This window comes from Methylobacterium planeticum, assembly GCF_008806345.1.
GTDB classification, from domain to species: domain Bacteria; phylum Pseudomonadota; class Alphaproteobacteria; order Rhizobiales; family Beijerinckiaceae; genus Methylobacterium; species Methylobacterium planeticum.
The window spans coordinates 16566-42097 of the sequence record NZ_VZZJ01000020.1; the positions used below are offsets into that span (position 1 = coordinate 16566).

Annotated in this window: 26 protein-coding genes and 2 pseudogenes; 13 read left to right on the forward strand and 15 right to left on the reverse strand. The window is 66.5% G+C overall.

What is annotated here, in order from left to right; translation table 11 throughout:
- Positions 1 to 71: 71 nt before the first annotated feature.
- The gene (locus F6X51_RS19810; RefSeq protein ID WP_150965405.1) at positions 72 to 1553 is read right to left on the reverse strand and encodes a site-specific integrase; all 1482 of its coding nucleotides are present in this window, start codon (positions 1551 to 1553) and stop codon (positions 72 to 74) included.
- A gap of 555 nt (positions 1554 to 2108) precedes the next feature.
- On the opposite strand from F6X51_RS19810, the gene F6X51_RS19815 reads away from it, so the two are divergent.
- Complete coding sequence (locus F6X51_RS19815; RefSeq protein ID WP_150965406.1) at positions 2109 to 2690, forward strand: metallophosphoesterase; 582 nt, start codon at positions 2109 to 2111, stop codon at positions 2688 to 2690.
- A gap of 36 nt (positions 2691 to 2726) precedes the next feature.
- Entirely contained in the window at positions 2727 to 3206 is a 480-nt protein-coding gene (locus tag F6X51_RS19820) for a hypothetical protein (RefSeq protein WP_150965407.1), read from the forward strand.
- Here the strand turns inward: F6X51_RS19820 and F6X51_RS19825 are convergent, their stop codons facing one another.
- The 8 genes from F6X51_RS19825 to F6X51_RS19860 form a co-directional block, all read right to left on the reverse strand.
- The gene (locus F6X51_RS19825; RefSeq protein WP_150965408.1) at positions 3207 to 3611 is read right to left on the reverse strand and encodes a hypothetical protein; all 405 of its coding nucleotides are present in this window, start codon (positions 3609 to 3611) and stop codon (positions 3207 to 3209) included.
- A complete protein-coding gene (locus F6X51_RS19830; RefSeq protein ID WP_150965409.1) occupies positions 3608 to 4300 on the reverse strand; it encodes a hypothetical protein in 693 nt (230 codons plus the stop codon). The genes F6X51_RS19825 and F6X51_RS19830 overlap by 4 nt, the downstream gene beginning before the upstream one ends.
- 24 nt (positions 4301 to 4324) lie before the next feature.
- Positions 4325 to 4540, reverse strand: coding sequence for a hypothetical protein (locus F6X51_RS19835; protein ID WP_150965410.1), 216 nt, complete (start codon positions 4538 to 4540; stop codon positions 4325 to 4327).
- A gap of 311 nt (positions 4541 to 4851) precedes the next feature.
- A complete protein-coding gene (locus F6X51_RS19840) occupies positions 4852 to 5034 on the reverse strand; it encodes a hypothetical protein (protein ID WP_150965411.1) in 183 nt (60 codons plus the stop codon).
- The gene (locus tag F6X51_RS19845) at positions 5031 to 5411 is read right to left on the reverse strand and encodes a hypothetical protein (protein WP_150965412.1); all 381 of its coding nucleotides are present in this window, start codon (positions 5409 to 5411) and stop codon (positions 5031 to 5033) included. The genes F6X51_RS19840 and F6X51_RS19845 overlap by 4 nt, the downstream gene beginning before the upstream one ends.
- Positions 5412 to 5467: 56 nt before the next feature.
- Positions 5468 to 7288: a ParB/RepB/Spo0J family partition protein gene (locus tag F6X51_RS19850; RefSeq protein ID WP_150965413.1), complete on the reverse strand. Its 1821-nt coding sequence runs from the start codon at positions 7286 to 7288 to the stop codon at positions 5468 to 5470.
- A 72-nt stretch (positions 7289 to 7360) separates the two neighbouring features.
- Positions 7361 to 7660, reverse strand: a complete 300-nt coding sequence (locus tag F6X51_RS19855; protein ID WP_150965414.1) for a hypothetical protein — start codon at positions 7658 to 7660, stop codon at positions 7361 to 7363.
- Positions 7651 to 7923, reverse strand: a complete 273-nt coding sequence (locus F6X51_RS19860) for a transcriptional regulator (protein ID WP_150965415.1) — start codon at positions 7921 to 7923, stop codon at positions 7651 to 7653. Before F6X51_RS19860 ends, F6X51_RS19855 begins: the two co-directional genes overlap by 10 nt.
- 235 nt (positions 7924 to 8158) lie before the next feature.
- Here F6X51_RS19860 and F6X51_RS19865 point away from each other — a divergent pair, with 235 nt between their 5' ends.
- Both F6X51_RS19865 and F6X51_RS19870 read left to right on the forward strand, forming a co-directional pair.
- Entirely contained in the window at positions 8159 to 8881 is a 723-nt protein-coding gene (locus F6X51_RS19865) for a hypothetical protein (RefSeq protein ID WP_150965416.1), read from the forward strand.
- A gap of 95 nt (positions 8882 to 8976) precedes the next feature.
- On the forward strand, positions 8977 to 9747 hold the full coding sequence (locus F6X51_RS19870; protein WP_150965417.1) for a hypothetical protein: 771 nt from the start codon (positions 8977 to 8979) through the stop codon (positions 9745 to 9747).
- Between the two features lie 77 nt (positions 9748 to 9824).
- Here F6X51_RS19870 and F6X51_RS19875 read toward each other — a convergent pair whose 3' ends face one another.
- Complete coding sequence (locus F6X51_RS19875) at positions 9825 to 10136, reverse strand: hypothetical protein (protein WP_150965418.1); 312 nt, start codon at positions 10134 to 10136, stop codon at positions 9825 to 9827.
- 214 nt (positions 10137 to 10350) lie between these two features.
- Positions 10351 to 10719, reverse strand: a complete 369-nt coding sequence (locus tag F6X51_RS19880; RefSeq protein WP_150965419.1) for a hypothetical protein — start codon at positions 10717 to 10719, stop codon at positions 10351 to 10353.
- Between the two features lie 962 nt (positions 10720 to 11681).
- On the opposite strand from F6X51_RS19880, the gene F6X51_RS19885 reads away from it, so the two are divergent.
- From F6X51_RS19885 to F6X51_RS19900, 4 genes and pseudogenes are all read left to right on the forward strand, one after another.
- On the forward strand, positions 11682 to 12263 hold the full coding sequence (locus tag F6X51_RS19885; protein WP_150965420.1) for a DEAD/DEAH box helicase family protein: 582 nt from the start codon (positions 11682 to 11684) through the stop codon (positions 12261 to 12263).
- 52 nt (positions 12264 to 12315) lie between these two features.
- Positions 12316 to 13667, forward strand: a protein-coding gene (locus tag F6X51_RS19890) for an IS3 family transposase (RefSeq protein WP_246696908.1) whose coding sequence is annotated in 2 segments (ribosomal slippage) — positions 12316 to 12660 and positions 12663 to 13667 — 1350 coding nt in all. Because the reading frame shifts where the segments join, the coding sequence is not laid out codon by codon here.
- Between the two features lie 73 nt (positions 13668 to 13740).
- A pseudogene (locus F6X51_RS19895) lies at positions 13741 to 14565 on the forward strand (MBL fold metallo-hydrolase); the annotation flags it as partial.
- A 1087-nt stretch (positions 14566 to 15652) separates the two neighbouring features.
- Complete coding sequence (locus tag F6X51_RS19900) at positions 15653 to 15907, forward strand: hypothetical protein (protein WP_150965423.1); 255 nt, start codon at positions 15653 to 15655, stop codon at positions 15905 to 15907.
- A 101-nt stretch (positions 15908 to 16008) separates the two neighbouring features.
- Here F6X51_RS19900 and F6X51_RS19905 read toward each other — a convergent pair whose 3' ends face one another.
- Both F6X51_RS19905 and F6X51_RS19910 read right to left on the reverse strand, forming a co-directional pair.
- Complete coding sequence (locus F6X51_RS19905) at positions 16009 to 16368, reverse strand: hypothetical protein (protein ID WP_150965424.1); 360 nt, start codon at positions 16366 to 16368, stop codon at positions 16009 to 16011.
- 272 nt (positions 16369 to 16640) lie between these two features.
- Positions 16641 to 16841, reverse strand: coding sequence for a hypothetical protein (locus F6X51_RS19910; protein ID WP_150965425.1), 201 nt, complete (start codon positions 16839 to 16841; stop codon positions 16641 to 16643).
- Between the two features lie 369 nt (positions 16842 to 17210).
- Between F6X51_RS19910 and F6X51_RS19915 the strand changes: the two are divergent.
- The 4 genes and pseudogenes from F6X51_RS19915 to F6X51_RS19935 form a co-directional block, all read left to right on the forward strand.
- Positions 17211 to 17606: pseudogene (locus tag F6X51_RS19915) on the forward strand (alcohol dehydrogenase catalytic domain-containing protein); the annotation flags it as partial.
- 545 nt (positions 17607 to 18151) lie between these two features.
- The gene (locus F6X51_RS28070; RefSeq protein WP_191970185.1) at positions 18152 to 18316 is read left to right on the forward strand and encodes a hypothetical protein; all 165 of its coding nucleotides are present in this window, start codon (positions 18152 to 18154) and stop codon (positions 18314 to 18316) included.
- Between the two features lie 548 nt (positions 18317 to 18864).
- Positions 18865 to 19335 (forward strand): PAS domain-containing protein, encoded by a 471-nt coding sequence (locus tag F6X51_RS19930; RefSeq protein ID WP_210250325.1) that lies wholly within the window; start codon positions 18865 to 18867, stop codon positions 19333 to 19335.
- Between the two features lie 126 nt (positions 19336 to 19461).
- A complete protein-coding gene (locus F6X51_RS19935; RefSeq protein ID WP_246696909.1) occupies positions 19462 to 19869 on the forward strand; it encodes a helix-turn-helix domain-containing protein in 408 nt (135 codons plus the stop codon).
- A 174-nt stretch (positions 19870 to 20043) separates the two neighbouring features.
- Here the strand turns inward: F6X51_RS19935 and F6X51_RS19940 are convergent, their stop codons facing one another.
- Positions 20044 to 24126 carry an FG-GAP-like repeat-containing protein gene (locus F6X51_RS19940; RefSeq protein ID WP_150965427.1) on the reverse strand — a complete coding sequence of 1361 codons (4083 nt, stop codon included), beginning with the start codon at positions 24124 to 24126 and terminating at the stop codon, positions 20044 to 20046.
- A gap of 545 nt (positions 24127 to 24671) precedes the next feature.
- Here F6X51_RS19940 and F6X51_RS19945 point away from each other — a divergent pair.
- Complete coding sequence (locus F6X51_RS19945; protein WP_246696910.1) at positions 24672 to 25040, forward strand: helix-turn-helix domain-containing protein; 369 nt, start codon at positions 24672 to 24674, stop codon at positions 25038 to 25040.
- Between the two features lie 208 nt (positions 25041 to 25248).
- On the opposite strand, the gene F6X51_RS19950 is transcribed toward F6X51_RS19945, so the two are convergent.
- A complete protein-coding gene (locus F6X51_RS19950) occupies positions 25249 to 25530 on the reverse strand; it encodes a hypothetical protein (protein ID WP_150965428.1) in 282 nt (93 codons plus the stop codon).
- Between the last annotated feature and the right edge of the window lie 2 nt (positions 25531 to 25532).

Below are 25532 nucleotides of genomic sequence, written 5' to 3' on the forward strand. Positions count from 1 at the left end.
GCAAAGCACCGGCCACAGGTTCGGCCACAGGTTGGTGCGCTGTTGCGCGCATCACCGCATTCCGGGATGTGTCAGGCCGCGCGCTTCCGGCCTCGGCCGCCGAGCGCCGCCCGGGCGCCCTCCATGTGCTTCGGCGAGTGGTGGCCGTAGCGGCGCTCGATCATCTCGACGGTCATGCCGACGTAGCCGGCGAGCTCCCAGATATCGACGCCCTCCTGCATGCCCCAAGTCACCGCGGTGTGCCTCAGGCTGTGCCTCACGACGTCGTCGCCGAATCCGAGCTCGAAGCAGACGTTCGCGAAGGAGCGCTTCGTCGATCCTACCGGCTGCCCGTTCCACTCGACGACATAGGTCTGGCCCAGCTTGTGGCGCCACCGCCAGAGGTGGGCGACGAGGCTGTCGGGCATCCGGACCGTCGGGGCCCGCTTGTTGTCCGCCTCCTTCCGGCCGACCGCCTTACGGTGGAAGATGGCGACCCGCTTGATGACCGGGACCTGGACCTTGCGCTCGTAGACCGCTCCGTCGACGGTGACGCTCTCGATGCGCTCCTCGACCGTTGTCTCTGTCGTGAGCTCCATCCAGGGCTTGCCGATCACCTTCTCGAAGCTCGCGTTGCAGACGGGCCCCGACCGGGTGCCGGTCCGGAGCGCGACGAGCACGAACCGGGCGAGGTGCTTGCCGACCCGCCGGCCGACGACCCGCTCGCCCTTGCGGGCTCCGCGGTGCACGGTCTGGACCTCCGCCTTGCGCCAGGCGCCGCGCAGGATCCGGGCGGCCTCGGCCTTGGTCAGCCAGCGGTCGCGCTCCTGCCCCTTCTCGGGAAGCGTGACCCGGACGGTGTCGCGCGTCAGGCCGTCCGCGATCGCGGCGTTGATGGCGGCTCGAAGATCCTCCAGCTCGCGCCGGGCCCCGCCTTCGGTCACCACCCGCTGCTTCGTGGGCTTGGAATGCCCCCGGCGCTTCGCCTTGCCGTCGCCTGGGCGCGGGTCGCCGTTCCGATCCAGGCCCGCGCGGAGATGCGTCTTCCAGGGCGAGCCGACGCGGGACGCGACGTAGGCGGCGCAGGTGGCGCTGTCGACCTCCTCCAGCGTCCGGGTGCCCCACCAGCCCAGGATCGTTTCGACCCGCTGGGCGAGCTCGTTGTGGCGGGCGACGCCCCCCTTCGTCTCTCCGGTCTTGGGATCGAGCCTGCCCTTCTTGGCGGTGACGTACCTATCGAGGACCTCGGCGATCAGCACCTCGGACGCCGGCCTGTTCTTGCGGGCGCCGCCCATCTCCTCGGGGGCGATAACGTGGAGGCTCGCGGTGTAGTCAATCAGGGCTTGGAGCGCGCGGCGTTCCTCATCCGGGCCATAACCGCTGCGAGTGCTTCGGACCTGCTTTCCGCGGTGGACGATCCACCATACGCCGGAGCGATCGACCCCGTCCGCGTCGCTTCGCCCGGGGCGCCACCAGAGATAGGGCGCGCCTCGGCCGGACTTGCCGAGCGTTCGGGGCTTGGAGGCGGCGCGGCTGGGGCGGGCTCGCTTGGGCTTCGGGGCGTCGTCCTGCATCTGGCTCTCCATTCGCGGACGAGCCGCTTGGTGACGTACATCAACCGACCGTGCCGCTCGACGGCGAGGTCCCCCCGGTCGATCGCCCCGCGCAACGCGGCCGGGGTCCAGAGCGGCACGCGAGGTAGGAACTCGGCCTCGTCTGGTTGGCAGAGTTCGGGCAACCAGCACGCCTGTTCGAGCGTCAGGGGCGCATCCTCATGGGCGCCATCAGCGATCCGGCCGTGAGCCCAGAAATCGAACGTGATCCCGGTGTCGAGTATGTACGTCGGCATGCTGGGATTCTCGCCGGAAACCGTGGCCGGGGAAAGCGCTGCGCAGGTTGACGGTTAACGGTCGTTCCCCTCGCGGTCCCGCGCCCATGCGATCCGGCCAGGGGATCGTCAACCGTCGCTCGAATCCCGCCTTGCCGGAGGCGCCCCGATCGGCGAGGGTCCCGCCGATGATGACCGCCCTCCGCATAGGCAAACGCCGTCGCTTGGCCTGACCGGCCAGCCACCCGCCGCCGGGACGCCCCGGCCGGCACGCGTTCCCCTATGGATTTCGGAGGCCGTCATGGCCGTCACCTGGTTCGTCAGCGACACCCACTTCTCTCACCGCGGGATCCTGTCCGACAGGATGGACCGCCCCCGCCCGTTCGCCTCGATCGAGGAGCACGACGAGGTCCTGATCTCGCGCTGGAACGACCGCATCCGCGAGGACGACATCGTCTGGCACCTCGGCGACTTCGCCTACGGGGGCGGACACCAGCGGGCGCGGGAGATCTTCGACCGCCTCCGGGGCCGCAAGTTCCTCGTCGTGGGCAACCACGAGGCCCAGGGGCTTCGCCTGCCCTGGGCGGCCCAGCCTGTCATGGCCGCCACGGTGCACGTGCAGGATCCCGGGATGCCGAAGGCGCAGGCCGTCTACCTGGCGCACTGCGCGCACAGGGTTTGGCCGGGCATGCACCGGGGCGACCTGCACCTCTACGGCCACTCGCACGGCAGCCTGCCCGGCACTGCGTCGAGCTGCGACGTGGGCGTGGACTGTTGGGACTGGCGGCCCGTTCGGCTGCGGGAGATCCAGGAGGTCCTGGCCGAGACGGCGGCAAAGGAGGCGGGGGCCGCCGCAAAGGCGGCGCTCGCCGAGGCGGCGTAGACCTAGCAGTAACGGGCGCCCGGCTACGACGGGCGCATGCCCTGGCGCACCCGCACCGTCATCCCGCTCAGCCACCGCTTCCACGAAGCGGATCCCGTCCGTCGGCCTCCCCTGCGGCTCGTCGCTCGGCGCCTGCCGGACGGAGAGCGCTACGTCGACCATCCGCTCTGGCCAGTCATGGCGCTCAGCCCCGAGGCCCGGGATCGCCTCGCCGCCCTGGCGCCCGTCTGCGATCCCTGGGAGGCACGACTCGTCGAGGAGGCGGAAAGCTCCGCCCTGGTGCTGGGGTTCCGGCCGTGGCCCGAGGACCTACGCCTCCGGCTGTCCGATGTGCCCATCTACGGCGAAGCGTGCCGCAACTTCCCGAACATCGCCCTGACGCGGTTCAGCGCGACCGCCGTGTGGGGCGGGTCCGTGAATGTGGCGGCGTTCGAGCAGCTCGCCGACGAGGTCTATGCCGAGCGGGAGCGCCGCATCGCGCCGGACCTCGACGACTTGGAGACCCTGGCTCCCTAGTCACCAGTCCGCGATCTCATCCATGATCCTGGCCACGACCTGCTCTCGCGTCTCCGGCGGGCGCTCGGCCGGGGCTGCCTCGACAGCGCTGGGCTCCTGCGGCACGGGATCGGGCCAATACTGGAGCGCGCGGGCGCGGTCGGCCAGTGCGAACGAGATCTCGATCTGCACGTGCTGCAGCTCGCGCACGATGCCCTCGGGGACTGGTCGCTTGCCCCGGATCCAGGCGTGGACCTGCTCCTCCGCGACCTCGACCCCGCGGACCTTCGATAGGGTCCGGGCGAGCTCGGACTTCCAGTTCGGGCCGAAGGCGAGCTCGCCGAAGCGGACGACCTGGGCGCGGCGCTCGCGCTGTTCGTCGGACAGCTTCGACAGGTCGAGAGGGGCGGCGGGGCGGCGGGTCATAGGCGCAGGCCTTCCAGGGCGAGGGCATCATCCTCCGGCAGATCCGCCGGGCGATCGAGGAGCGCGGCCTCGCGCGCGTAGAAGCATGCGACGAAGTCCCAGGCGTACGGTGCCAAGACGGAGAACGCCGGCACCACCACCTCCACACCAAGCTCGAAGTCCTCCGCGACGAGGCGAGCGGCTTCGAGGGCGATCCGCGCGTGATCAGCCAGACTCATGCGGCTTTCCCACGTCCTGGCCCTGTGGAAGGCGGCTAGGCAGGCATCGGCCTCCTCCAACGCCGCCCTGCAGAGGGTGATGCCGTTCTCGCGCTCTCTGGTCGAGGCGGTTAGGCCGCCCTCCACATGCGCGGTCGAGCGGGCGGCACAGAGGGCACGCACGTTCGAGACAGGCACCGCGCGGGCGGTCACGAGGTGCGTCGTGCCCCTCGCGAGATGCTCCAGCTCAGCGTCGCGCAGCCTATGGACGAACCGCCGCCGGGGCTCGGACGCGCGAGGCGTTTCCACCGCGGCGTAGAGGATCCGGTTCGGGCCGATGCCATGGCCCCGGGTCCCCGGACGGGTCGGCCCGTAGACCGACGTCATCGAGGAGGTTTCGCGGAGATGCACGGGCTGGCGCTGAAAGGGCACGCACACCGCCGTACCGTGCAGGCGGGACAGGATCTGAGCGATGCGGGGACTGAACTTCATGGCTACCTCCAAAGCTTCGGGGGCTCAGGCGTCGAGCGCGGTGATCGGCGAGGGGAACGGGATCACCGGGCCGGCGCAGGGCTCGTCGCGGATCTCGGCGGCTTGGGCCGAGGCCATGAGGCTCACCATGGCGAAGAAGTCGGGCTCGGCCTCATCGACCTCGGCACCGGCCATCAGGGCGGCCATGGCGAAGAAGCTGGGCTCCGGCTCGGTGCGGGGGGTCTCGTGGGGCTGGGACATTGTCGGTCTCCGGAGGGCCTCTCCCTCTCTGGTTAGAACTTACTAACCAACACCGAGAACATCAAGCTTGTGGTTAGAGAAAGCTAACCGTCATGGCACCCCGATTAGATGGAGCTAACCGGTATGCCGCGCCTGCCTGAGCGCGGGGGCGACGGGCAGGTAGTGGGCTCGCCCCTCGTGCACGCGGACGAGCAGGACCAAGTCGGGCTCCCCGGGGCGGCCGGGCGTCCGAACGAGCTGGCCGTCCCGCTCGCCGGGCGCACCGGCGAGGGGCAAGGCCGCCACGGCGGCGCGCAAGGGGCCGCGAGGCGTCATCCGCAGAGGCAGTTCAGGCAGACCCGCGGCATCTCGGGATGCCGCTCCAGGACGACGGCCTCCTCAATGCCGAGCACCTCCTGGCAGCAGGGGCACTGGAACGCCGGGGGCGGCGTGTCGTCGTCGTCCCGGTCCCGGTGGAGGTCCTCGACGTAGCGGCGCATGGGGCGACTGATCACTCGTCGTCCTCCCCGGGATAGGGCCCGTACTGGCACCAGATGGCGGCGACGTCGTCCTCGGGCAGCGCGTCGATCGCCGCCGCGATGGCGGGCACGGCTTCGAGGATCCGCAGCTTGGCGCTGGCCTCGTCGTCCTCGGTGTGCAGATCGTCGTAGCGACTCTCGTGGCACCGGCCGAGGTCGTAGTCGATCCGGGCAGTCGTGGCGCGGAGCTCCTGGCCAAGGTGAGCGGCGTACCGGGCGACCTGCTCGGCGATGGGCGGCCGCCCGGCGGCGACCGCGGCGGCATGGGCGTCGACCAGGGCCTGGGGATCGTCGAGGTTGACTAGGGCCGCCATCACGGCGGGGACGGCGGCGTCGGTGTGCTGCTCGATCATGGGGGTCTCCGGTGCTGCAGGAATCCGGGGCGACCGGGTGGCCGCCCCGGTAGGGTTCAGGCGGCCTCGGCCAGGGCCGGCTCGGAGCCCGGGCCCGCGTAGCCCGGCCACCGGATTTCCCGGGGAAGCCAGCCCGTGGGGACGACCGTCGCCGCGGCGAGCTCGACCAGCCCGCCCTTCTTGAGCTTGCTGGCGCGGGCGGCCGCCTCCGATCCGCAGGCCTCCCCGATCGCCGAGACGATCGCCATGCGCGGGACGGCCTTGAAGAACGCCTCCGCGTCCCATCGATCGGAGAGCCGGGCCGCGACGACGGCCGGATCCAGCGCACCCGCCAGGGCCATCACGCCCGGGCGGTCGGCCGGCGCGGCCATCTTCGAATGCTTGGCCGAGCGCAGGTCGATGCTCCGCGCGAGGATCCTGCCCGCCGCGGCGAGGAGGTCCTCGACGCCCATGGCGAGGTATCGCCCGAGCAGCGTCTCGAACCGCTCGGCGTCCCGGACGCTGGCGTGCTCGCCGCCGAGGCCGTCGAGCCGGACGCGCGCCGGGGCGGCCCACTTGTCCTTGCACGTCGCCCCGGCGAGCAGGGCCGCGATCGCGACGCGGCCGTCCGTCGGGAGCGCGTCCTGCACGGCCTGCGTCAGCTGCTCGGAGACCCGCTCCAGCAGCGCGGCGAACGGGCCCGCGGCCTCGGGCTCGGGCTCGGCAGGGTCGGCGGCGGGCGCGGCAGCCGCCTTCACCGCCGGCGCGTCCTGGGGCCGGAGGACGTAGTCGCGGACGTGGATCTCGCCGTCCCAGCCCCACGACACGACGCACCCGGTCCGGGCGCGGTCTTCTGGGGTGGCCTCGATCGTCAGGGAGGCCTCGATCGCCTCGTGCTTCGTTTCCAGCGCATTCGTCTCCTCGTCCGAGACGGTGCCGTCCCCCTCGCCCTCCAGGACCGCCTCGATCTCGCGGATCCGGGCAGCCTCGGCCTCGGTCGGCTCGCGCTTGGAGGAGTGCAGCGTCGACCAGCTGTACCGGGCCTCCAAGGGCAGGTCGGATTCGAGCTCGACCCAGGCCCATCCGTCCGCCCGGAGCTCGTCCCGGCGGGCGACCAGGCGCTCGTCGGACAGCCGCTGCAGCAGCGCGCGATCCGAGACGGCGCTGGTGTCCCCGAACAGGTCCTTGATCACGGCGCCGCCCGCCGCCTTGTATGCGTCGACGCCGACCCGCTTGAGCAGCGTCCCCGTCGAGTGCCCGGCCCCGAGCTCCTCGCGGATCTGGTGGCTATAGATGCTGCCGCCGACCTTCGTGAGCTTGGCGTAGACGCGCTCCTGGTCGGTGACCGTTGGGGCCAGCGTGAAGGCCTTCACCGTGTCGATGCTGACCCCGTGCTTGCCGGTGCGCCAGGCGTCGAGGATGCACGGGGCGACCGAGCCGAGCGCCAGCAGCTTCTTCACGTGCGCGACCGAGACGCCGAACCGCGCCGCGATGTCCTTGGGCTTGAGGCCGCCGTCGGCGAGCTGGGCGAACCCGGCCATCTGGCCGGCCTCATGCATCGCCGACTGGGTCAGGTTGGCGGCGAGCCCCGCTTCCCGGGCCGTCGCGGCGTCGCGCTCGACGACATCGACCTCGTGGTCATCGGCGATCGTGCCGGCCGCCGCGAGGCGCAGCAGGGCGGCCAGCCGGCGGTTGCCGTCGGCGATGTAGGACAGCCCCTCGTGCCGCACGACAACGAGCGGCTGCAGCAGGCCGACCGAGGCGATCGAGGCGGCCAGCTCGTCGAGGCCGTCTTCGCGCCCGGAGATCCGGACGTTGCAGACGCCGGCCGGGGCGCCCTCGTCGGGGCCGTGGCGGAGGCGGTTCAGGGGGGTCAGCGGGAAACTGTTCTTGATCATGATGCAGCACCATCGATGAGGGGGGTGGTAGGCGGGGCGCCCCTGCCGCCGGGCGCGTCGACGAAGGGCGGCTCAGCGCTGGCCGAGGGCGGCCCCGAGCATCGCGACCGCGGCGGCGACGCCGGCATCGCCGGAGGCCTGCACGGCGAAGATCTGGATTCGAGCGGGCTCGCGGTCGCGCACGTCGCCCTCGGCGTCCCGCCACATGCCTGCGGCCTGCGGCAGCCTGTCGGGGACGTTCGCCCCAGACTTCGCGTGGCGCCCGACTTGGGAGGCGCTGATCCCGGCCTCAAGCGCGAGGGCGCGGAGGGTGCCGGCCCGGGCAACGGCCCGGTCGAGGCGGATCCGGATTTGGCGAGGCGTCAGCTGCACGACGCGTCCTCCCCGGCGGCAGGGGCCTCGTCGCGGACGACGAGGGCGCGCTCGACGCCGACGGCGCGGAGGTGGCTCGCGGCCGGCGCCTGCCGCCCGCGGAGGACCTGGCACAGGCCCGGCCCGTGCAGGCCGGCGGCGGCGGCATAGGCGCGCTGAGACCCGGCCGCCGCGACGCCGGCGCGCAGCCGGGCGACAACCTCGGCGTCCGTGACCACGCGCACGGGGGCACCCCCACGCGGGGGTGCGCTCGCGGTTTGCATCAAGCTCTCCATCATCGACTCCAAGCAACGAATCACATTCGAGCACTTGCGGATTTGCGCGCAAGTGGGAAAATGACTGAGAGGCAAGCTTTCTGATGGTTCTGGAAGCGAAACGCCGTTCGGTATCATTTGGTGAAGATTTGGAATGCCCGATCTTGCAAGGACAGATTGCCCGATCCTTGGCGTCTCTACGCTGTCGACCGGCGCGTCAACTCTGGAGCGCTCGCCGTCTTACTTGGATCTCGCGTGGCGCGAAGGTCCGGCGGGCCGTTGGATCGCCGATGCGACGCCGCTCGCGAAGGTCTCCTTCGAGCGGACATGCCGCGGCCCGCGGCAGGCCGGCCTGACGCTGATCGGCGACACGGTGAACTGGGACCTCTCCAAGGCCCCGGCCGAGCCGAGGCTGTCGTTCCTCCTGCGCGGCTGGGAGCGCATGGCGGCCGAGGAGATCGTCGCCCGCGCCGAGCGCGAGGCCCTGCGCCGGCCCGTCGACACTGACACCCTTTCGCGGATCCAGACCGAGTTGAAGGAACAGCTCGCCCGCAACGGCTGGGCGTTCCGGTCGAAGCGCCCGCTCGTCGAGGAGTTCGCGCACGCCGCTAGCCTCACGCCGGGCCAGCACCGATTCGCGCGGGCACTCCTCGGTGAGGCCCGCGATGTCATCGCGGCGGTCGACCGCCGACTGGCCGAGCCGGCCGCGCAGGAAGACCTCGCAGCGGCGCGGGATCCTGATCACCGGGCAGACCTGCTGGAGGCCTGCAGATACCTCACGAGCCTCGACGGCGACCGGGCGCACGACGCGAACAGCATGGGCTGGTCGGCAGTGGCGAGCCCCGCGGGGCACCGTCTTGCGGGGCGGGAGGAGCTGACTGCCCTGGAGGGCGGGCACGCGCGCGGGCTGGTCCACGCGCACCGGCGCCAGCTGCCGGCGGAGCTCCGGGGCCGCCTCGGCTTCTAGGCCGACATGTCACGCCTGGTGCCTTGCTACGCCCAGGCAGATCATCCTCTCAAGGCAGCGGCATCCCGACCCTGCCGTCGTCGTGGAGCACGAAAATGCTTTCTCTCGCAGACTACGCCGCCCGGGCCGCCAAGGCCTTCATCGCCGCGCTGGTGGCCATCATCCGCGCCATCTTCGGGGGCGCTAAGGAGGCCGCCCTCTCCCTCGCCGGGGACGCCCGCCGGGTCGGCCGGGCCGCCAAGGCCGTCGGGGAGGCGACCGGCCGCGCCGTCGGCAAGGGGCTCGACGGGCCGGCGCGGGTCCTGGACCTCACCGCCGATGCGATAGGGTCGACCCTCGGCGCCCTGCTGCCCCGGCCCCCCGTCGGGCCCCGCGACGTGGCGGACGCGGCGGTCGCGGCCGATCGCGTCCCTGTGTCCGCCCGCCCTCCGCAGGCATCCGGGCCGGTCCCGCTTGTTGGCGTCGCGGTGCAGCTGGCGGCGGCGTCCCTGCTGCACGGCGGCGACGCCGAGGTCGCGCGCAGGGAGCTTGCCGACGCCCCGCAGCACGTCCGTGACTGGTTCGGACGCCTCACTCCGTCCGATCTCCAGCGCCTCACTACGCTGCCGTCCCGCACGGTCCACCGCCATGTCACGGCGACCGACGCGTCCGACCGCATCGCCGACCTTCCGCCGGTCGGAGCCGCCCCTGGGGCCATGAGCGACGCCGAGCAGCGCGCCGCCCTGGCCGCCGCCCGCCGCCGCATGGCCGGCGAGCGCGCCGAGGTCGAGGCGATGGGCCGCCGCGGCGGCGTCCGGTCCCTCGCCGACGAGGGCTACGTCCCGGCCCAGACGTGGACGACCGCCCCCCGGCCCTCGATGCACTGAGCCGTACGCCCTCCGAAAACGACGAAGGCCCGCCGGGTGACCGGCGGGCCTTTTTCGTGGGGGAATTGCCTGTGGGCTCAGACGCCGACGATCGACCGGAGCTCCGCGCTGAAGGCTTGCTCGCGCCGGACCGCCTCGCGCAGCTGAGCGATCTCGCGCCGAGCCGCCAGCAGGGCTGCTTCAGCCGCGGCTGCCCGATCGAGCGCGGCGGCCTGATCCTCGCGGGCTTCCTGGAGGCGGAGGGCGAGCTCCGAAACGGAATCCACGGCCTGCTCCCGGCGTATGCGGGCATTCGCGGCGGCGCGCTCGATGCCGAGGTGGAGGGCCCCGCCAACGGTCGCCAGGCGGCCGGCGACATCGAGCGAGATGTGGGCTGCGTGGTTCGTCATGGCGGGCCTCCGTGAGCTGGTGTGCCCCCAAGATGGGCCTGGCCGGATTCCAACGTCAACGATGGCGGCCGAGGTTTCGAGAGGTATCCCTGGCCGTCGGTTAACGGCGGGACGTGTCGAGCCACCCCTGGAGAACAGCATGACCCCGCTCCACGTTACTCATATACACTGCAACGCCTATCCCGCTCGATGTAACGAGTTTCTCGAACTTGGATCAGGCCGCCTTCTGAGCCTTCGGACCGCCCCTCGCCGAGGCGGACAGGCGGGCGTAGAGGGCCTCCGACACGGCTTCCCGGGTGTAGTGGATCGGTTCGGCCCCGGCGTCGTGGGCAGCGTGGGCGCGCCGCAGCAGCTGGAGCGCTGCGACGCGCAGGAGGGCGTCGGGCGCGATCGGGCGGACTGACTGAGGATCGGCCGAGAAAAACGAGCGAACGGCCTCGACGATCGCCCGGTCGACCGTCGCCGGATCGGGGCGCCCAGCGTCCCGGGCCCGCTCGCGTTCGGCACGCTTCCGGTCGCGTCCGAGGTCGCGCGCATGGGCGATCCGCTCGGCCTCGCTCAGGGTCGTCAGCTTCGTGCGCATGGCATCCTCCTGGTGACCGGAGGATGATGCCGTGACGGGATGCAAGACGCCAGGACATGTCGCGCTGAAAATGCAGACATGTCGCCTCAGAAACGGCAGTACAACTCACTTGGGATAGTGTAACGCGAATCTCGCAAACCTACTCCGATCACCAACCCGAAATAGCGAGCAAGCTGAGTCGCTTGCGGGTCGTCCCTCGTCTACAGAGGAAGGCCTTCAAAAAAAGGGCGGAGGGCGCACAGAGGCGCACGTCAGCCTGACGTCGGGCGCACGTCAGCCCGCGGGCTCCAAGACGATGCGGGCCCGGAGGCCGAGGGAGGCCGCGACGGCGAGCTGGCGGTCGAAATCCCAGGCGCTGATGTCCCCACTGCGCAGGGCGTTCCGGACCTTTGAGGGAGGCCAAGCCGACTGGGTAGCGCTGGAGGGATGGGTGCCTCTCGGCGGCAAGCCTGGCCTCCTCGGTAAGGGCCTGCTCCAGCAGCCAGGGCCTCCCTGGCGGGGTATCCCGGATCTCGCGTCGGAGCATATGGACGGCCTGCTGCTCAGATTCCAAGAAACGCTGCGCCTCCATCGCCCGCGCGGCGACGCGGATATCCTCCCGGTCCATCGGATCGCCCTTCCGTTCGGAGGGCACCATGCGGTGCGGAGCGTTAACCGGGGACGCTGCTTCGCGTTGTCCGGGCGTCCCGATCAGGGCAATCTCACCTCATCCCGCTGTTCGCGGCTGGGCAAACCATTGGATCCCTCTACCCACGGCCGACGGTTTCCGTCCCACCGTTCGCGGTGGGGCACACTGGGTGGACGGTCTGAGGGCTTCATCGGCAACGGGGGCCCTTCGCTGTTCGGCGAGCCGGAAATCCAGCAGTCCATCACCGCAACCAGTGGATAGCCGGGGCCCCGCATTTTCTACTTGGCAGGGTCGCCCTATCTTGAACAGCCCAGCTCATTGATTCGGTGCATCATTGCCAAGCCCGTTCGTTGCCAGGCGGCCGTCCGTAAGCGGAAACACACGTATCCGAACACCACAGCAGGAGGCATTCGAGGCGATCTCGTCCTTTGCCTCCGAGGACGAAAGGGAGGCAGGCATCGTCCTGCCGGTGGGATGCGGTAAGTCGGGAACGATCACGCTCGCCCCCTTCGCATTTGGGTCCAGCCGGACGCTCGTCGTCGCCCCGAACGTGGCGATCGCCCAGCAATTGGTAGCCGACTTCGACCCGGCGTCGCCCGACATGTTTTACCAGAAATGCGCGGTCTTGCAGGGACCGCCGTGGCCCGAGCCAGTCGAAATCCGGGGCCGCACATCGAATCGCTCCGACCTGGACGAAGCGCACGTCGTCGTCACCAACATCCAACAGCTTCAGGGTACGGAGAACCGTTGGCTCCAGGGGCTGCCGCCGGACTTCTTCGACCTGATCCTGGTCGACGAAGGTCATCACACAGTGTCCGTCGTCAGATGCTTTGAGACGGTTTGGGACGCTCAGGGTTCGCCCTCACTAGAGAGCGCCCGCATGATGTCCGCCGTCAGCACTCCTGAGACAGATTGAGGGTCTTCACGAACGGAGGATGGCTGGTTCATCGTAGTCCCCAGGAGCGAAGATGAAGCAGACATCCGGGCCGGCACGGAAGCCGGCAGAGACCGTAATCAAGGACATCCGCCGGGCCACGCGTCGGCAGTTCTCGTCCGAGGAGAAAATCCGCATCGTGCTGGAGGGCCTGCGCGGCGAGGACAGCATCGCCGAGCTGTGCCGGCGGGAGCCCATCACCAGCTCGATGTACTACGGCTGGTCCAAGGAGTTCCTGAAGGCTGGCAAGAAGCGGCTGGCCGGCGACACGGCCCGGGCCGCCACCGCCGACGAGGTCAAGGAGCTGCGCCGCGAGGCGGGCGCGCTGAAGGAGGTCGTGGCCGATCTCGTCCTGGAGAACCGCCTGCTGAAAAAAAGTGTGACCGGGGCTGGGGGCGACGAGGCATGAGGTACCCACCCCCTGAGAAGCTGGAGATCATCCGGCTGGTCGAGCAATCCCATCTGCCGGTGCGCGCCACCCTGGAGAAGCTCGGCATCACCCGGGCGACGTTCTACCGCTGGTACGATGCTTATCAGCGCGGCGGCCCCGAGGCCCTAGCGGATCGTCCCTCCCGCCCGAGCCGGGTCTGGAACCGGCTGCCGGCCGAGGTTCGCGAGCAGATCGTCACCCTCGCGCTGGAGCAGCCGGAGCTCAGCCCGCGCGAGTTGGCGGTGCGCTTCACCGACGAGCGGCGTTACTTCGTCTCAGAAGCCACCGTCTACCGCCTGCTCAAGGCCCAGGACCTGATCACCAGCCCGGCCTACATCGTCGTCAAGGCTGCCGACGAGTTCCGCGACAAGACCACGGCCCCCAACCAGCTCTGGCGGACGGACTTCACCTATCTGAAGGTGGTCGGCTGGGGTTGGTACTATCTCTCGACCGTGCTCGACGACTTCTCGCGCTACATCGTGGCATGGAAGCTGTGCGCGACGATGCAGGCCAGCGACGTCACCGCCACGCTCGACTTGGCGCTCGCGGCCGCGGGGCTCAATCACGTGCAGGTGGTGCACCAGCCTCGGCTGCTCACCGACAACGGATCGAGCTACGTCGCGAGCGATTTGGCCGACTGGCTCGGCAGCCGGGGCATGACCCACATTCGTGGTGCGCCGCGCCATCCGCAAACACAGGGCAAGATCGAGCGCTGGCACCAGACGCTCAAGAACCGCATCCTGCTCGAACACGCCTACCTACCCGGCGAGCTGGAGGCGCGGGTCGCCGCCTTCGTCGAGCACTACAACCACGCCCGCGCCCACGAGAGCCTGGGCAACCTCACGCCTGCCGACGTCTACTTCGGCCGCGGCGAGGCTATCCTGCAGGAGCGGGCACGGATCAAGCGCCAGACCCTTACGCATCGCCGTTTGCGCCATCACGCGCAGGCTGCCTAACCTCTCAACCCAGGTGGACCAGAGCCTCCGTTCCTGAGCGTCCCAAACCGTCTCAAAGCATCTGACGACGGACACTCACGAGGTTGGGGGCGACCTTGCTTACCAACGCCACGCAATCGTCAACGTGATCTATTACGGCCGCCCTGGTGTAGGTGATCGCAGCTGGGTCTTGATCGACGCGGGTGTGATGGGCTCGAAAGCGGCCATCGTAAAGGCCGCCGAGAAGCGCTTCGGTGCGGGAGCTCGCCCGTCCGCAATCGTTCTCACTCACGGTCATTTCGATCATGTCGGTGCGGTTGAGGACCTCGCACGCGAATGGCAGGTGCCGGTTTGGGCTCACCCTCTTGAGCACCCGTATCTCAACGGATCAGCCACCTATCCGCTCCCGGACCCCTCTGTTGGTGGCGGCTTGGTAGCCCGGCTCTCGCCGCTCTTTCCACGTGCGCCGGTCGATGTATCCGACCATCTCCAAAGTCTGCCCGAGGATGGCTCGGTGCCGCCGATGCCGGGCTGGCGTTGGATTCACACGCCAGGTCACTCGGTCGGCCAGGTAGCCCTCTGGCGTGACGCCGATCGAACCCTCATCGCGGCAGACGCTTTTGTGACGACAGCCCAGGAGTCGGCCTACGCTGTCGTCGTGCAGGAATCCGAACTGCATGGTCCGCCGATGTATTTCACAGTTGATTGGGACGCCGCCCGGCAGTCAGTCGAAGCCTTGGCTGACCTCGAGCCGGAGCTTGCAATCACGGGGCACGGTCGTCCACTGCATGGATCCGCTCTTCGCGAGGCACTGCACACCTTGGCCCGCGACTTCGACATCGTCGCCGTGCCGAAGCAGGGTCACTATGTCGAGGAGCCTGCAAAGGCCGAGGATGGTTCTGCCTATAGAGGGTCGTGAAACGCCACCTTCGACATCGCGGGCGCCTCGATCTTGATGTGACTCTGCTGCCGGGGCGAAGATGACCCCGTCTATTAGGGGCACTCTATGCAAAACGTCAGGATGAGTCGTGGGCGGTCGAGGAGTGGATCAGAGCCCCCCAGATACGACGAAGCCCGCGCGGCGGGGGGAGCTGAAATGAAGAGCCCCGCGAGCCGTGAGGCTGCGGGGCGAAGTCGTTGAGGAAGAAGCGGTCGCGCCGTGGAACGCAGAAGGGCTGCCGGCGAGGCTGCTGCAGGCGGGAGAACGCCCGTAAAGCCAATGTGCGGCAACGGCCTGGTGCCGGTAGCCGCCATTTTGGAAAGCAGAGTTGCGCACAGGACGAAGAAGCCCTGCGGCCGAGGCCGCGGGGCTGAGTGCACGGGTAGAAAAGCGCGGCCTCGCCGGCACTGAGCACCGGGGAGGAGATGCCAGCGAGGCCATGTCAGATGGGCAGCACCTAACGATGCAACCCTGCTCTCTCTCGATGGGGTCTACACTGCTGCAGGTGAAACTGAGCCGAAAATAAAAGGCCCCGCGAGCCTGGGCTGCGGGGCCGAGTGAGTCTCGAAGAACGGTCCCACCTGCTCAGATCGGGGGATAAAGCCGATGGGGCCGCACCGGGTGGTCAACCCGGCCTGCCAAGCATAGCCGTTAAGCGCCTCCGGAAGTAAACATAGGTTCGGTGCGGATCGCACGAAAAAGCCCGCACCGGCTGGGCCGGGCGGGCTGAGTTCAGGGATAAAAATCAGCCCCACTGACGAGGCAGGACAGCTCCGCCAGCAGGGCCTAGCCGCGTCCGAGGGGAACTTGGCCTGCTTCGACATGGCGTGGTTGCGGCGCTCAACAATTAGGCCAACTGGAAAGCTGAATTGCCTTGCTGGTCACCCCTACCAGTCCCGCATGACCGCGAGGCCGATGGTGATGCCGGCGGGGAGCACCGCGGCGAACCGGTACCCTCAGCACGCCTGCGACTGCCCAGCTAGCTCTATCAGAAATCATTTACCACTTTCGGTTGTGATCGTCTTAGGGTTGCATCTTCTGGTTGATTCGCTCGCGAGAGACTACCGTGGACGCTTATCAGATGCTGAGTGCCGAGCTGTTGTTCCGCATCACCGATGTGGCCTGGGAGAATGAAATCGCCTTAGCGTTTGGGGACGACGCGGTATCCGAATATCGCGGCCGCGCGGAGGGGCGGGGAAACGAAGGAACCGCCTTGCGCAGAGCTTTCAACGATCGAGAGGCTGCTGCGCTCATCTGGCGAGAAGCGAATGAGGCCGTTCGACGGGCGCAGCTCTCCACGCGCCGGCGCGCTGCGGCCTGAGACCAGCTGTGGGAAGCTCGATGCGACCTGCTACGCGTCCTCGCCCACCTTGTGCCGCATCGGCACCCATTCGAGTTCGCTGACCACCTCTGTCACGATCGTCAGGCCGATGCCGAAGCGATGGGCATTCTCCGCCAGGAGCCGGCTGCGGTCTCGACCGCAGCCGGCTTGCTCTCGCAATGCTCCTCGATCGTGTCGAGCTCACGCGCCTCGGTCTTGGTGTCGTTCCAGTTCATTATGCGCAGGACGGCATATCGGGCACCCCTCCCCGCCCGGTGGCGGGCCTTAATCTCCCGCTGGTGATCCGCCGCCGCGGCGGCCGCGTCGTAGAAGCCTCGCTCGGCCTCGTAGAGCCGCCTGCAGCGCCGCAACTCATGCGCCAGCCCCTTCAGTGCCGGCTCGCTCAGCTCCTCGATATCCGACCCGATCTGGCTGACTTTCACCATGAAGTTGGTCAGCACCTCGCGGCCATCGCTCGTCAGGGCTTCTGCGCCGTGCCCTTGATCGCCGTGACGCCACCCTCCCCTCCGGCCGCTGACGGCTACAGGGCCCCGATGATGCGATCCAAATCCTCGCCCGTCACATCCCAGAAGGTCCTGCGCAGCCACTTCTTCCGCTCGATGTCCGGCCGGAGGTCGATCACCTTGCCCCGTGCCTTTTCGGCCAGGGGATCGTACCAGCGCTTGAACGAAGTGCGCTCCTCCGGATCGAGCCGGCCATCCGCGTCGAAGATCTAGTAGCGCCCGCGCGCATCGAAGAGCCTGGCCGGTTTGCCGTCCTCGTTCTCGACGATGACCTCGGCGATGCGTTGCTGCGTGCTGGCATAGGCCGGGATGGTGTCCTCGCCGGCATAGAGGCCGTCGCTGACGCGCCGTGGCACGTGCCGCAGAGGGCCAGCCTCCTCGAACACGTAGTAGCGGACGCTGATGGCCATGCTCTTCCCCGGCGCAGATGCCGGCGAATCCTGGCGGTAAGTTGGAGCGGCTGCAATGGAGGGATGATTGGCAGCTCGTGCGGTCGGCCTCGACGGTGGGGGGGCTCGGCGAGAATCGGCGCAGGTGGCGGACGCGGCCAAAGCCATGCCGTGAGGTCATGAAGCCGGACAGTCTAACGAACAGCGGTGAGCAATCACCTTATCCGTGGCGCGTAATGACGCCTGCCTAATTAAGGTTGCTGCTAAGGTGACACTTGAAAGAGAAAGTAATTCAATTACAATCAAATGTTGTCGACTAAAAAAATCATTCGCAATAGGCATGTATTCCCGGGATCACTCAATACTTCCCAAGTATTGCGGAGAAATTCTATGAGGGCAATCGTCTGGCACGGCACTCAGGACATCCGCTGCGATACAATTCCGGACCCCAAGATCGAGGATGACCGCGACGCCATCATCAAGGTGACCACCTGTGCGATCTGTGGCTCGGATCTGCACCTCTACGATCACGTCATGCCAGGCATGGAGAAGGGCGACGTGATGGGCCACGAGTTTATGGGTGAAGTCGTTGAGATGGGCAAAGGCGTCAACGGCGCTCTCCGAAAAGGTGAGCGCATCGTCGTGCCTTTCACGATCATCTGCGGCGAGTGCGACCAGTGCAAGCGCGGCTACTTCTCCGTCCGCGAACGCTCGAATCGCAACAAGCATATTGCCGACAAAGCCTTCGGGCACACCACTGCGGGCTTGTTCGGATACACGCACCTGATCAGCCGGATTGCCTCAGCTGCAGCCTCAGGCTGAAATCCTAGGGGTATTGTCATAGCATCCGCAATCGTTCCGCCGAAGTCCCAAGTTCCTCCCTGAATAAATTTAGGTACAGGCCGGCGTTCAGGAACGGCACAGCACAAATTCGGCTCGCGCTTGCGGCGGAATACATTGCACACGTCCCAATCGTCCATCACTTGCCCCCAAGCGAAGCCGTTAAGGACTTGTTAACCATGTTTTTCGAGAATGTACAGCGAACTCCACACGGGGTTTGATCGTCGGCTCTACAGGCCCTCGTGTCTGGGGAGCCGGTATGCCTGAGAGCAGGCTCTGGGAGGCTGGAGGGGGAGCTTGGCTCGCCGACCTCCCAGAGCTCTAACCTAACCCGGTGCCTCGATTCGCCAGTCGTGATCTGTTGAACGAGGTGTGCCGTGACTAACAGCCATGCGGCGCCAATCAGCAGTAGGCAATGACGTCGCGCCGCGCCACGTGACGTCGGTCTTTCTGCCCCCAGCGCCAGAGGCTGCAACGGAGAAGGCAGGGCTATGAAGACAGAAGCATCTGCGATCCGTCGGCAAATCGCTCAGCTCGAACGCGTGGTCGAGCAGGCTGAAGTTGACCAGCTCCATCCCGGGCGGGTGGAGGTCTTAGAGGCGCTGCTGGAGTTCCATGGCCGTCGCCTGGATGAGGCTGAAGAAGAGGCGCCTTGAACTCAAGCGCGCGCCGGCACGGCCAATCCCAGCCCTTCGACGTTCGGGGCGCACAGCCTGCGGGCCGGGTTCATCACCACCGCGGCCGAGCGGGGCGCCAACATGGCCCGCATCATGGACGTGTCGGGCCACCGCGATCCGCGGGCGGTCGTCGGCTACATCCGACGTGCCGCCGCCTTCAAGGGACATGCGGGAAGCAAGTTCTTGTAGGGGACTGCTGCATGGGGTAGCGACCGCCACCCTTACAGCGAGCGCTTGCCTGAAACGGGCAGTCGAGCTGAGATTTTCTCTTTAGTATTTTGTTAACTTTCTTTGCATCTACCATAGGTTGCATTATGGCGAGGCGGCACCAGCTCCCGGTAACGAGCATTGACCGATTGGTCTCGTGAGATCTGCGATGAGGTCTTTTTATGGGTAGGTTCAGAGTCAACGGTTCGCAAGCTTCCCAGCGCACTCCCGGCCCGATTGCTAATCCTTCAGATGAAGTTGGCAATTGGGAGTTGGACATGGTTGTAGACTGTGTCCATGCAGATGCGCTCGTCGCTAGCTTGTTCAACGTAGACCCGGATCTCGCCGAGGCCGGCGCGCCGCTCGCTGCCTTTGTGGCCGGCATGCATGCCGAGGACCGCGACCGTGTGATCGCGCTGATCAACCAATGCGCACAGCGGGGGGGATCCTACGTGGCCGAGTACCGCGTGTGCTCGGCCGATGGCGTAACCCGGTGGGTGCTGGCGCGAGGTAGCTTCGAACTCGACGACAAAGGGCTTCCCAGCCACGGGCGCGGCATCATCGTCGACATCACGCCATGCAGGGTGAGCAACAGCGCCTATGTGACGAGCGATGCTCCAGCAGCGGAGCACCCTTTGGAGCGCGCAGCAGATCAGTGTGTTGCTACTCATCAAGCCATCGCAGAGCTCGACGATCCGACCCTCAAGCTGCTGTCGGAAATGCTGCTTTTGGAAGTTGGACGGAAACTGGCCAAGCTCGACGTCGGCAGGCGGCGCAAGCACATGAACTGACGTGTCGGCAGTGCGGCGCTACGTATTCAACCCTTAAGATTCTCATAGGTATGCGACCGCAAGTTGTGTACCGCGAGCAGCGCACAGGCCTCAAAGACGAGGTCACCTAACTCCAACGGAAGCCAGATGCGCTCAATGCCCCCTACTCGAACTACAAAGCAGGCAACGACAGCCGATCATTCCATCGGCACTCGCATCGCGGAAATCCGCATTGCAAAGGGGATCAGTCAGTCTGCGCTGGGTCAGGCCATTGGGGTGAGCTTCCAGCAAGTGCAGAAGTACGAGAAAGGCCTCAACCGCGTTGGAGCCGTGCGCCTTCAATCGATTGCTGCCCTCTTGAACGTTCCCGTCTCGACCTTCCTGCCTGATGATGGCGTTGCAGTGAAGAATGAGGAGGAGAGCCTTAGTCTCCTGCGAGCGCCGGAGGCACTTGAACTCGTCAAAGCCTTCAGCAGCATCACCGACGTACAGATTCGCCGCGACGTGCTGTCGATTGTCAGGTCTGCTGCCCGTCTGTACTCGCACGAACTTTAGATTTATTCTCTTTTGTCAAGAAGTTATTGCATGTATTAGTCCGCCGCTAGTTATGTTATAACTAGTGCAAAATCACTGCTGAACTCAATCAAAGCAGAGTTTTGACGAAAAGAAACGTGCGATAAGCAAAATTATGGAAGAGGGCGACAGGAGCCGCCCCCCTCAATCCTGCAATTACGCAACGAGGTGCCAGCCTGCCTCGATCTGATTGACGAGGTGGATCTGAGCCTCAATGCTTTCTGAGATCCCAAGCGCCACGTCGGCGCGCGAGGTACCGTGCGCGAGGGCGTCCTGCCAGAAGCTCAGACCGGCCGTGTCAGCGTGCCGGCCCAACGCGCCCTCGTACAGCTCGACCACGAATTGCGCGTTCGTCAGAGAACCATGGGTAGCGGCATATTCCGGTGAGGCCAGCATAGCACCCGCCACGTCCTTCAGTGCCTGGATCGCACCCGGCACTCCGCTTGTGGCCGCACCCTGCTTCACGACCGTCTCAAAGCTCTGCAGACCGCCCGCATCCGGCGCACGCTCCAAGAGGCCGTAGTACAGCCGCGCGACCGCTGTCTCTGAAGCGTCGCCCACGAACACGCCCGCATCGAAGACCGGCTTGAGGACGGCCTGCGCCTCAGCCGAGGTCGCGACCTGCACGGCCACCTGCGCCTGGCTCACACCGTGGGTCAGTTCGTCGGTGAAGAAGGCGAGACCGCCCCCATCCGCGGGGCGGTTGAGCAGGTTGGCGTACAGGCTCTCCACATAGGTGGTGGTGCTGGCCGCTTGCGGGCCGTGCTCCGGTGAGGTCAGGAGCGCCTGCGCGATGTCCGCGAGGCTCATGCCGGTCTTGAGCGCCGTCGTGAAGCCTTCCAGCCCAAGCGGATCGGGGGCTCGGTCGAGAAGAGCCTCGTAGAGCGCGTAGACGCTCCCGGCCTGGCTCGCGGCGCTGTGCTCGACGGAGCCGAACAGATTGAGCACCGCCTCGCTCGGGCGCGTGACGTCGGTGAGCACGACGTCGTTTCCGTCGCCGCCGTGGTAGCTGATCTGGTAGCTGCGCGCGCCGAGGCTGAGGCTTGCTCCCTCGCTCAGCCCCGCGAAGCTACCGAAGACCGCATCTGTCCCATCGTTGTCGATGAACACGAAGCTGTCGCCGCGGACTGACACGAACGAGCCAAAGGCGTGGAGGTCGAGGGTCGCGCCACCGACGGCGACCATACCGGTCACCTTCAGCTGATCGAACTGACCCGTTGCCGTGCCGCCGATTTCTTCCTTGAGGACGGAGCCGGAAGCGAGGCTCAGGTCCTTGGTCGAAAGCAAGCCTGGCGAGTTGCCCGGCGAGAGCGTGCCGCCGGACTGGATCGTCACGGTGCCCGTCGAGCCGTGGCCACCGAGCGTGGCACCGCTGCCGACAGTCACGGGCGAGACAATCGAGCCGTCCACGATGAGCGTGCCAGCCTTCACCTCGGTCGGACCGGTGTAGGTGTTCGTACCAGTCAGGATGAGGGTGCCGGCGCCATCGACGGTCAGCGAGCCTGAGGTAAGGCCGGACAACGTTTGCGTCTGACCTGCAGCAGGGCTGACGGTGCCAGCCGCCGACGGATCGGGTGGGGTGTCGGGCACAGCAAGTATGAAGCTGAGTTGAGCCTGACCGGTGTTGCCAGCGAGGTCTGCCCCAGAAGCCGTTATGGTGTGCGCACCATACGCCCCCAGATTGATCGAAGTGCTCCATGTGCCATCGGTTTGCACCACCGCTGTGCCGAGCGTGGTCGCACCCTCCTTCAGCGTTATGATCGCGCCGACAGGGACATTCGAGTCCGTGACCGTGCCAGCCACCGTCTGCGTCGCAGCGTAGGTGCTGCCACCTTGAGTGGTGAAGGCCAGGACAGGGGCAGTCGTGTCGAGTGTGATGGTCAGGGCCTCAGAGGCCGAGCTGACGTTGCCGGCGGCATCCGCGGCGGTGGCGGTCAGCGTATAGACGCCCTCGCTCAAGGATGCCGTCGGCGTGTAGCTCCAGTGTCCAGTTCCATCCACGGCGATGGTGCTGGATAGGACCGCGCTGCCATTCCTGAGCGTGATGGTGCTGCTGGCCTCGGCCGTGCCCTGTATTTCTGGCGTGGTGTTGCTGGTGATGCCATCCGTGGACGAGCTGCCCGTGTCGGAGCCCGACGTCAGCGCGGGTGCAAATGGAGCGTTCGGTGCTTTGGTGTCGTAGGTCAGGCTCGGCGCAGCACCCGGCCCGCCGTTGTTGCCGGCCGCATCCGTATAGCTGCCCGCCGCCACGGTGATCGAGGCCGTGCCACTGTCGGTGCCGGCGGTCGGCGTGAAGGTGGCCGTGCGCGTCAGTCCGGTACCGGAGATCGCCGACAGGCTGCCGCCAGAGACCGTCACGGCGCCGCTGGTGCCGTCCCAAGCGAAGGTGGTGCCGGGATCCTCGCTGAAGGTGAAGGTGATCGTGGCCGTCTGGCCAATCTTCAGCGTGCTGAGATCGCTGGTGATCGCTAGCGTAGGCGCGACAGCATCCACCCGCACGCCCGCGGTGCTGGGCACGCTGTTGAGCATCAGGTTCGCGTTGTTGCCAGCCGCATCTTGGATTGTGCCGCCATTCAGCGTCAGGGTGCTGGCCAGCTCGATCCCGTCCGCGTCTTGTTGACCGGGGGGAACGGTGGTCTTGAAGGTGAGCGCGTTCGAGCCCGTGGCGGAGACGTAGTTGGCGTGAACCGTCGTGCTGCCAATCGTCAGATTGAGCTGCGGTGTGCCGGTTACCGTTACCGCCTCGTCTATATTGACGGTGAAGACGAGCGTATCACCGGCCTTATAGGTGCCGTTCGCAGGAACTGCGACCGAAGCCACGATTGGCGCGACCGTGTCGATGGCGAGATGCGTGTCGCGCCCTGTCGCAGAAGTGAGGCTCGCTGCGTCGAGGATCCCCGCCGTGCTTGATCTATTCAGCAGCACCCCGACCGCATTGCCACGGAGATCTGCCACAACGACATCGAGGGTGTTGTCGCCATTTAGATCCGCAAGCGCCACGGAACTCGGGAAGCTACCAGCTGCATAGGTGCTGAGGCCCCCGAAGCTGCCGTGGCCGTCGCCGAGCAGGACGGCGATCTGGTTGGTTTCGCGGATCGCGGTGACGATGTCGACGTTGCCATCCCCATTCACGTCGCCCAGCGTCAGAGCGAAGGCACCTGCTCCGACGATGTAATTCGTCGCCGCGCTGAAACCACCACTCCCGTTACCGAAGAGCACAGATACCGTGCCGCTGGTGTTGTTTGCGGTAACGACGTCGAGCCTGCCGTCGCCGTTTAAATCCGCTGTGACGAGCGAGAAGGGGGGGCCGCCAACAGAATAGGTGGTCGGTGCGCCGAACCCGCCAGAACCGGCGTTGAGTAGAACAGCGATGTTGTTGTTACCGTAGTTCGCCGTGATAATGTCCGGCTTGCCGTCACCATTCACGTCGCGCACGACGGCATTGTAGGGCGAAGCGCCACTCGGGTAGTTGGTGGGGGCACCAAATCCGCCAGAGCCATTGCCGAGAAGGACCGAGACGTTGCCTCCGTAGACGTTTGGGACGATTAAATCGAGCTTCCCGTCGCCGTTGATGTCGACGACCGAGATCGACTCCGGGCCGTTGCCTACGGGGTAGAGCGTCGCCGGGCCAAACCCACCACTGCCATTGCCGAGGAAGATAGAAATACTGCCACCATCTTGGTTGGCGGCCAGAATGTCGAGCTTACCGTCATTGTTGATGTCGACGAGCGTAACCCGAGAAGGGTACTGCCCGCCCGTCTCGTAGGTGGTCGCGGCACCGAATGTGCCGTCACCATGACCAAATAGAATGGAGACAGTGCCTGGTGTCGTATAATTGGCAGCAACGACATCAAGCTTACTATCGCCGTTCAGGTCGGCCAGAACCGCCGTCAGTGGACTTGTACCTGCAGGGAATGTCGTAAACGCACTGAAGGAGATATTGCCGGTCGCACTGATGGTCGCGCCATTCAAGTCCAGGCTCGAGACTTGCAGATCGGGCGTATCGTCTCCGGATGCGACTGTATAGCTGAAGTGCAGGCCAGCTGCGTCATAGCGTGAATAGATCGCTGTCATGCCGTTGCTAAGCGAGAGCGTTGGAGGCAAATCGCCTACAAGGGCAACGCTGCTGACGGCCTGGGATGTCGCGAGGACCAGATCAATCGTATCACCCGCCTTAAGGGGGCTGCCGACGTTCGAATGTGCCGCGGTGATACCCGTGATGGAAAACGTCGACGACATTTGTGCCTCGCCCCCTCGGCCCTGAGCGTACGCGTTTATACGGACCGATGCCTCTCGCGCAGGGATTGTGGAGTCAATTGGTGAAAGCTCCCCCACATAGAGAGTGCGCGCCTGTGCTCTCAAAAGAGTTGAAGCATGTGCTGTGAGAGCCACACGGTAGGAGGCGAGGCGAGGCCTAACGAATAGATAAAGGCCCAAGCCAAGATTTCACTCGGTCTGCTCTGTTTCGACTGCGAAGGCTTTCCGACCGGCCCAAAAGCGTGGCCATTTGCGGCCAGGCCCATCCGGCGCGAGCTCCGCCTCCTCGACCCGATTGGATGGCCGCAGCTCTCAGCCGTGATCCGGTACCTGCGAGCCGGTGGTCGCTGCAAGGGAGGCGGCCGCCGGTACAGGTAGCGCGTCGCCATTTAGAGAGGGCTAACCCTCATCGAAGGAAAAACTGCCAAACCGCTCGTAGGCGGCGGATACCATTGACGGTATTGGCAAAAGGCGGTCATTCGTGACCGGAGCTGCGTAGCTGACGCAGTACGAGAGCGTCAAGTCGCGTGCTCATCAACCCGCACTACATATCGATTTGGATGTCTATGACCGATCACGCTGACACTTCAGTTTGTCGGGATCTGCTGCTGAGCGAGTTCAACGACGTGGTAGATCGGTCAGGCGATGGCTTGTCGAAACTTCCCGCCATAACCGCTGCGCAGTGCCGGGCGGCCCGAGCCTTTCTTGGTTGGTCGCAAAAACGTCTCGTCAAAGCGTCCGGTGTTGGTCTCTCGGCGATCGTTGCCTTCGAACACGGCGGAAGCCGTTGTGTTTCTCGGGAGACAGTAGCTGAGTTGAGGGGAGTCTTGGAGGAGGCTGGCCTCGATTTCATCTCGCTAAGCGGTGGGGTTGGTGTTCTTTTCCGCGAAGCCTAAGGTCCGGACACACACCTGATAACTACGTCAGGCTTCAGTTTGCTCGTCGGCAGCTTGGCGGATCTCAGTCAGAAAGTGGCGGCGGCGGTCGGGATCGTCGGCTGCTACGCCACAGCCCGCCGCTCGATCTCAGCCTTGAGACCATCGATGACGATGGGAAGATCCAAGGGCTATCCCTTGTCGCCTCTCTCGTGTGGTCGAGGCCACCCTACACCCGAATCGCCGGTCGGCGTGGGATGCGCACCCGGATCTTCGGTGGCGCGGGCTGCGGGGCCGACAGCGCGGCCGCGGGACGGCCCTCGACCTTGTGGGCGACGATGATGGCCTTCGCCACCTTCAGGCCGGTTTCGAGGTTCGTAACCGCCTCGGCCAGCCGGCAGTTCTCCTGTTTCAGCAGGGCGACCTCGACCCGCAGGGCGTCCGCTTCCTCTGCCGCGGCCTTCTGCCGAGCCCGGAATGCCGCCTGCTTCTTGCGGCCTGTCATCGCCATGC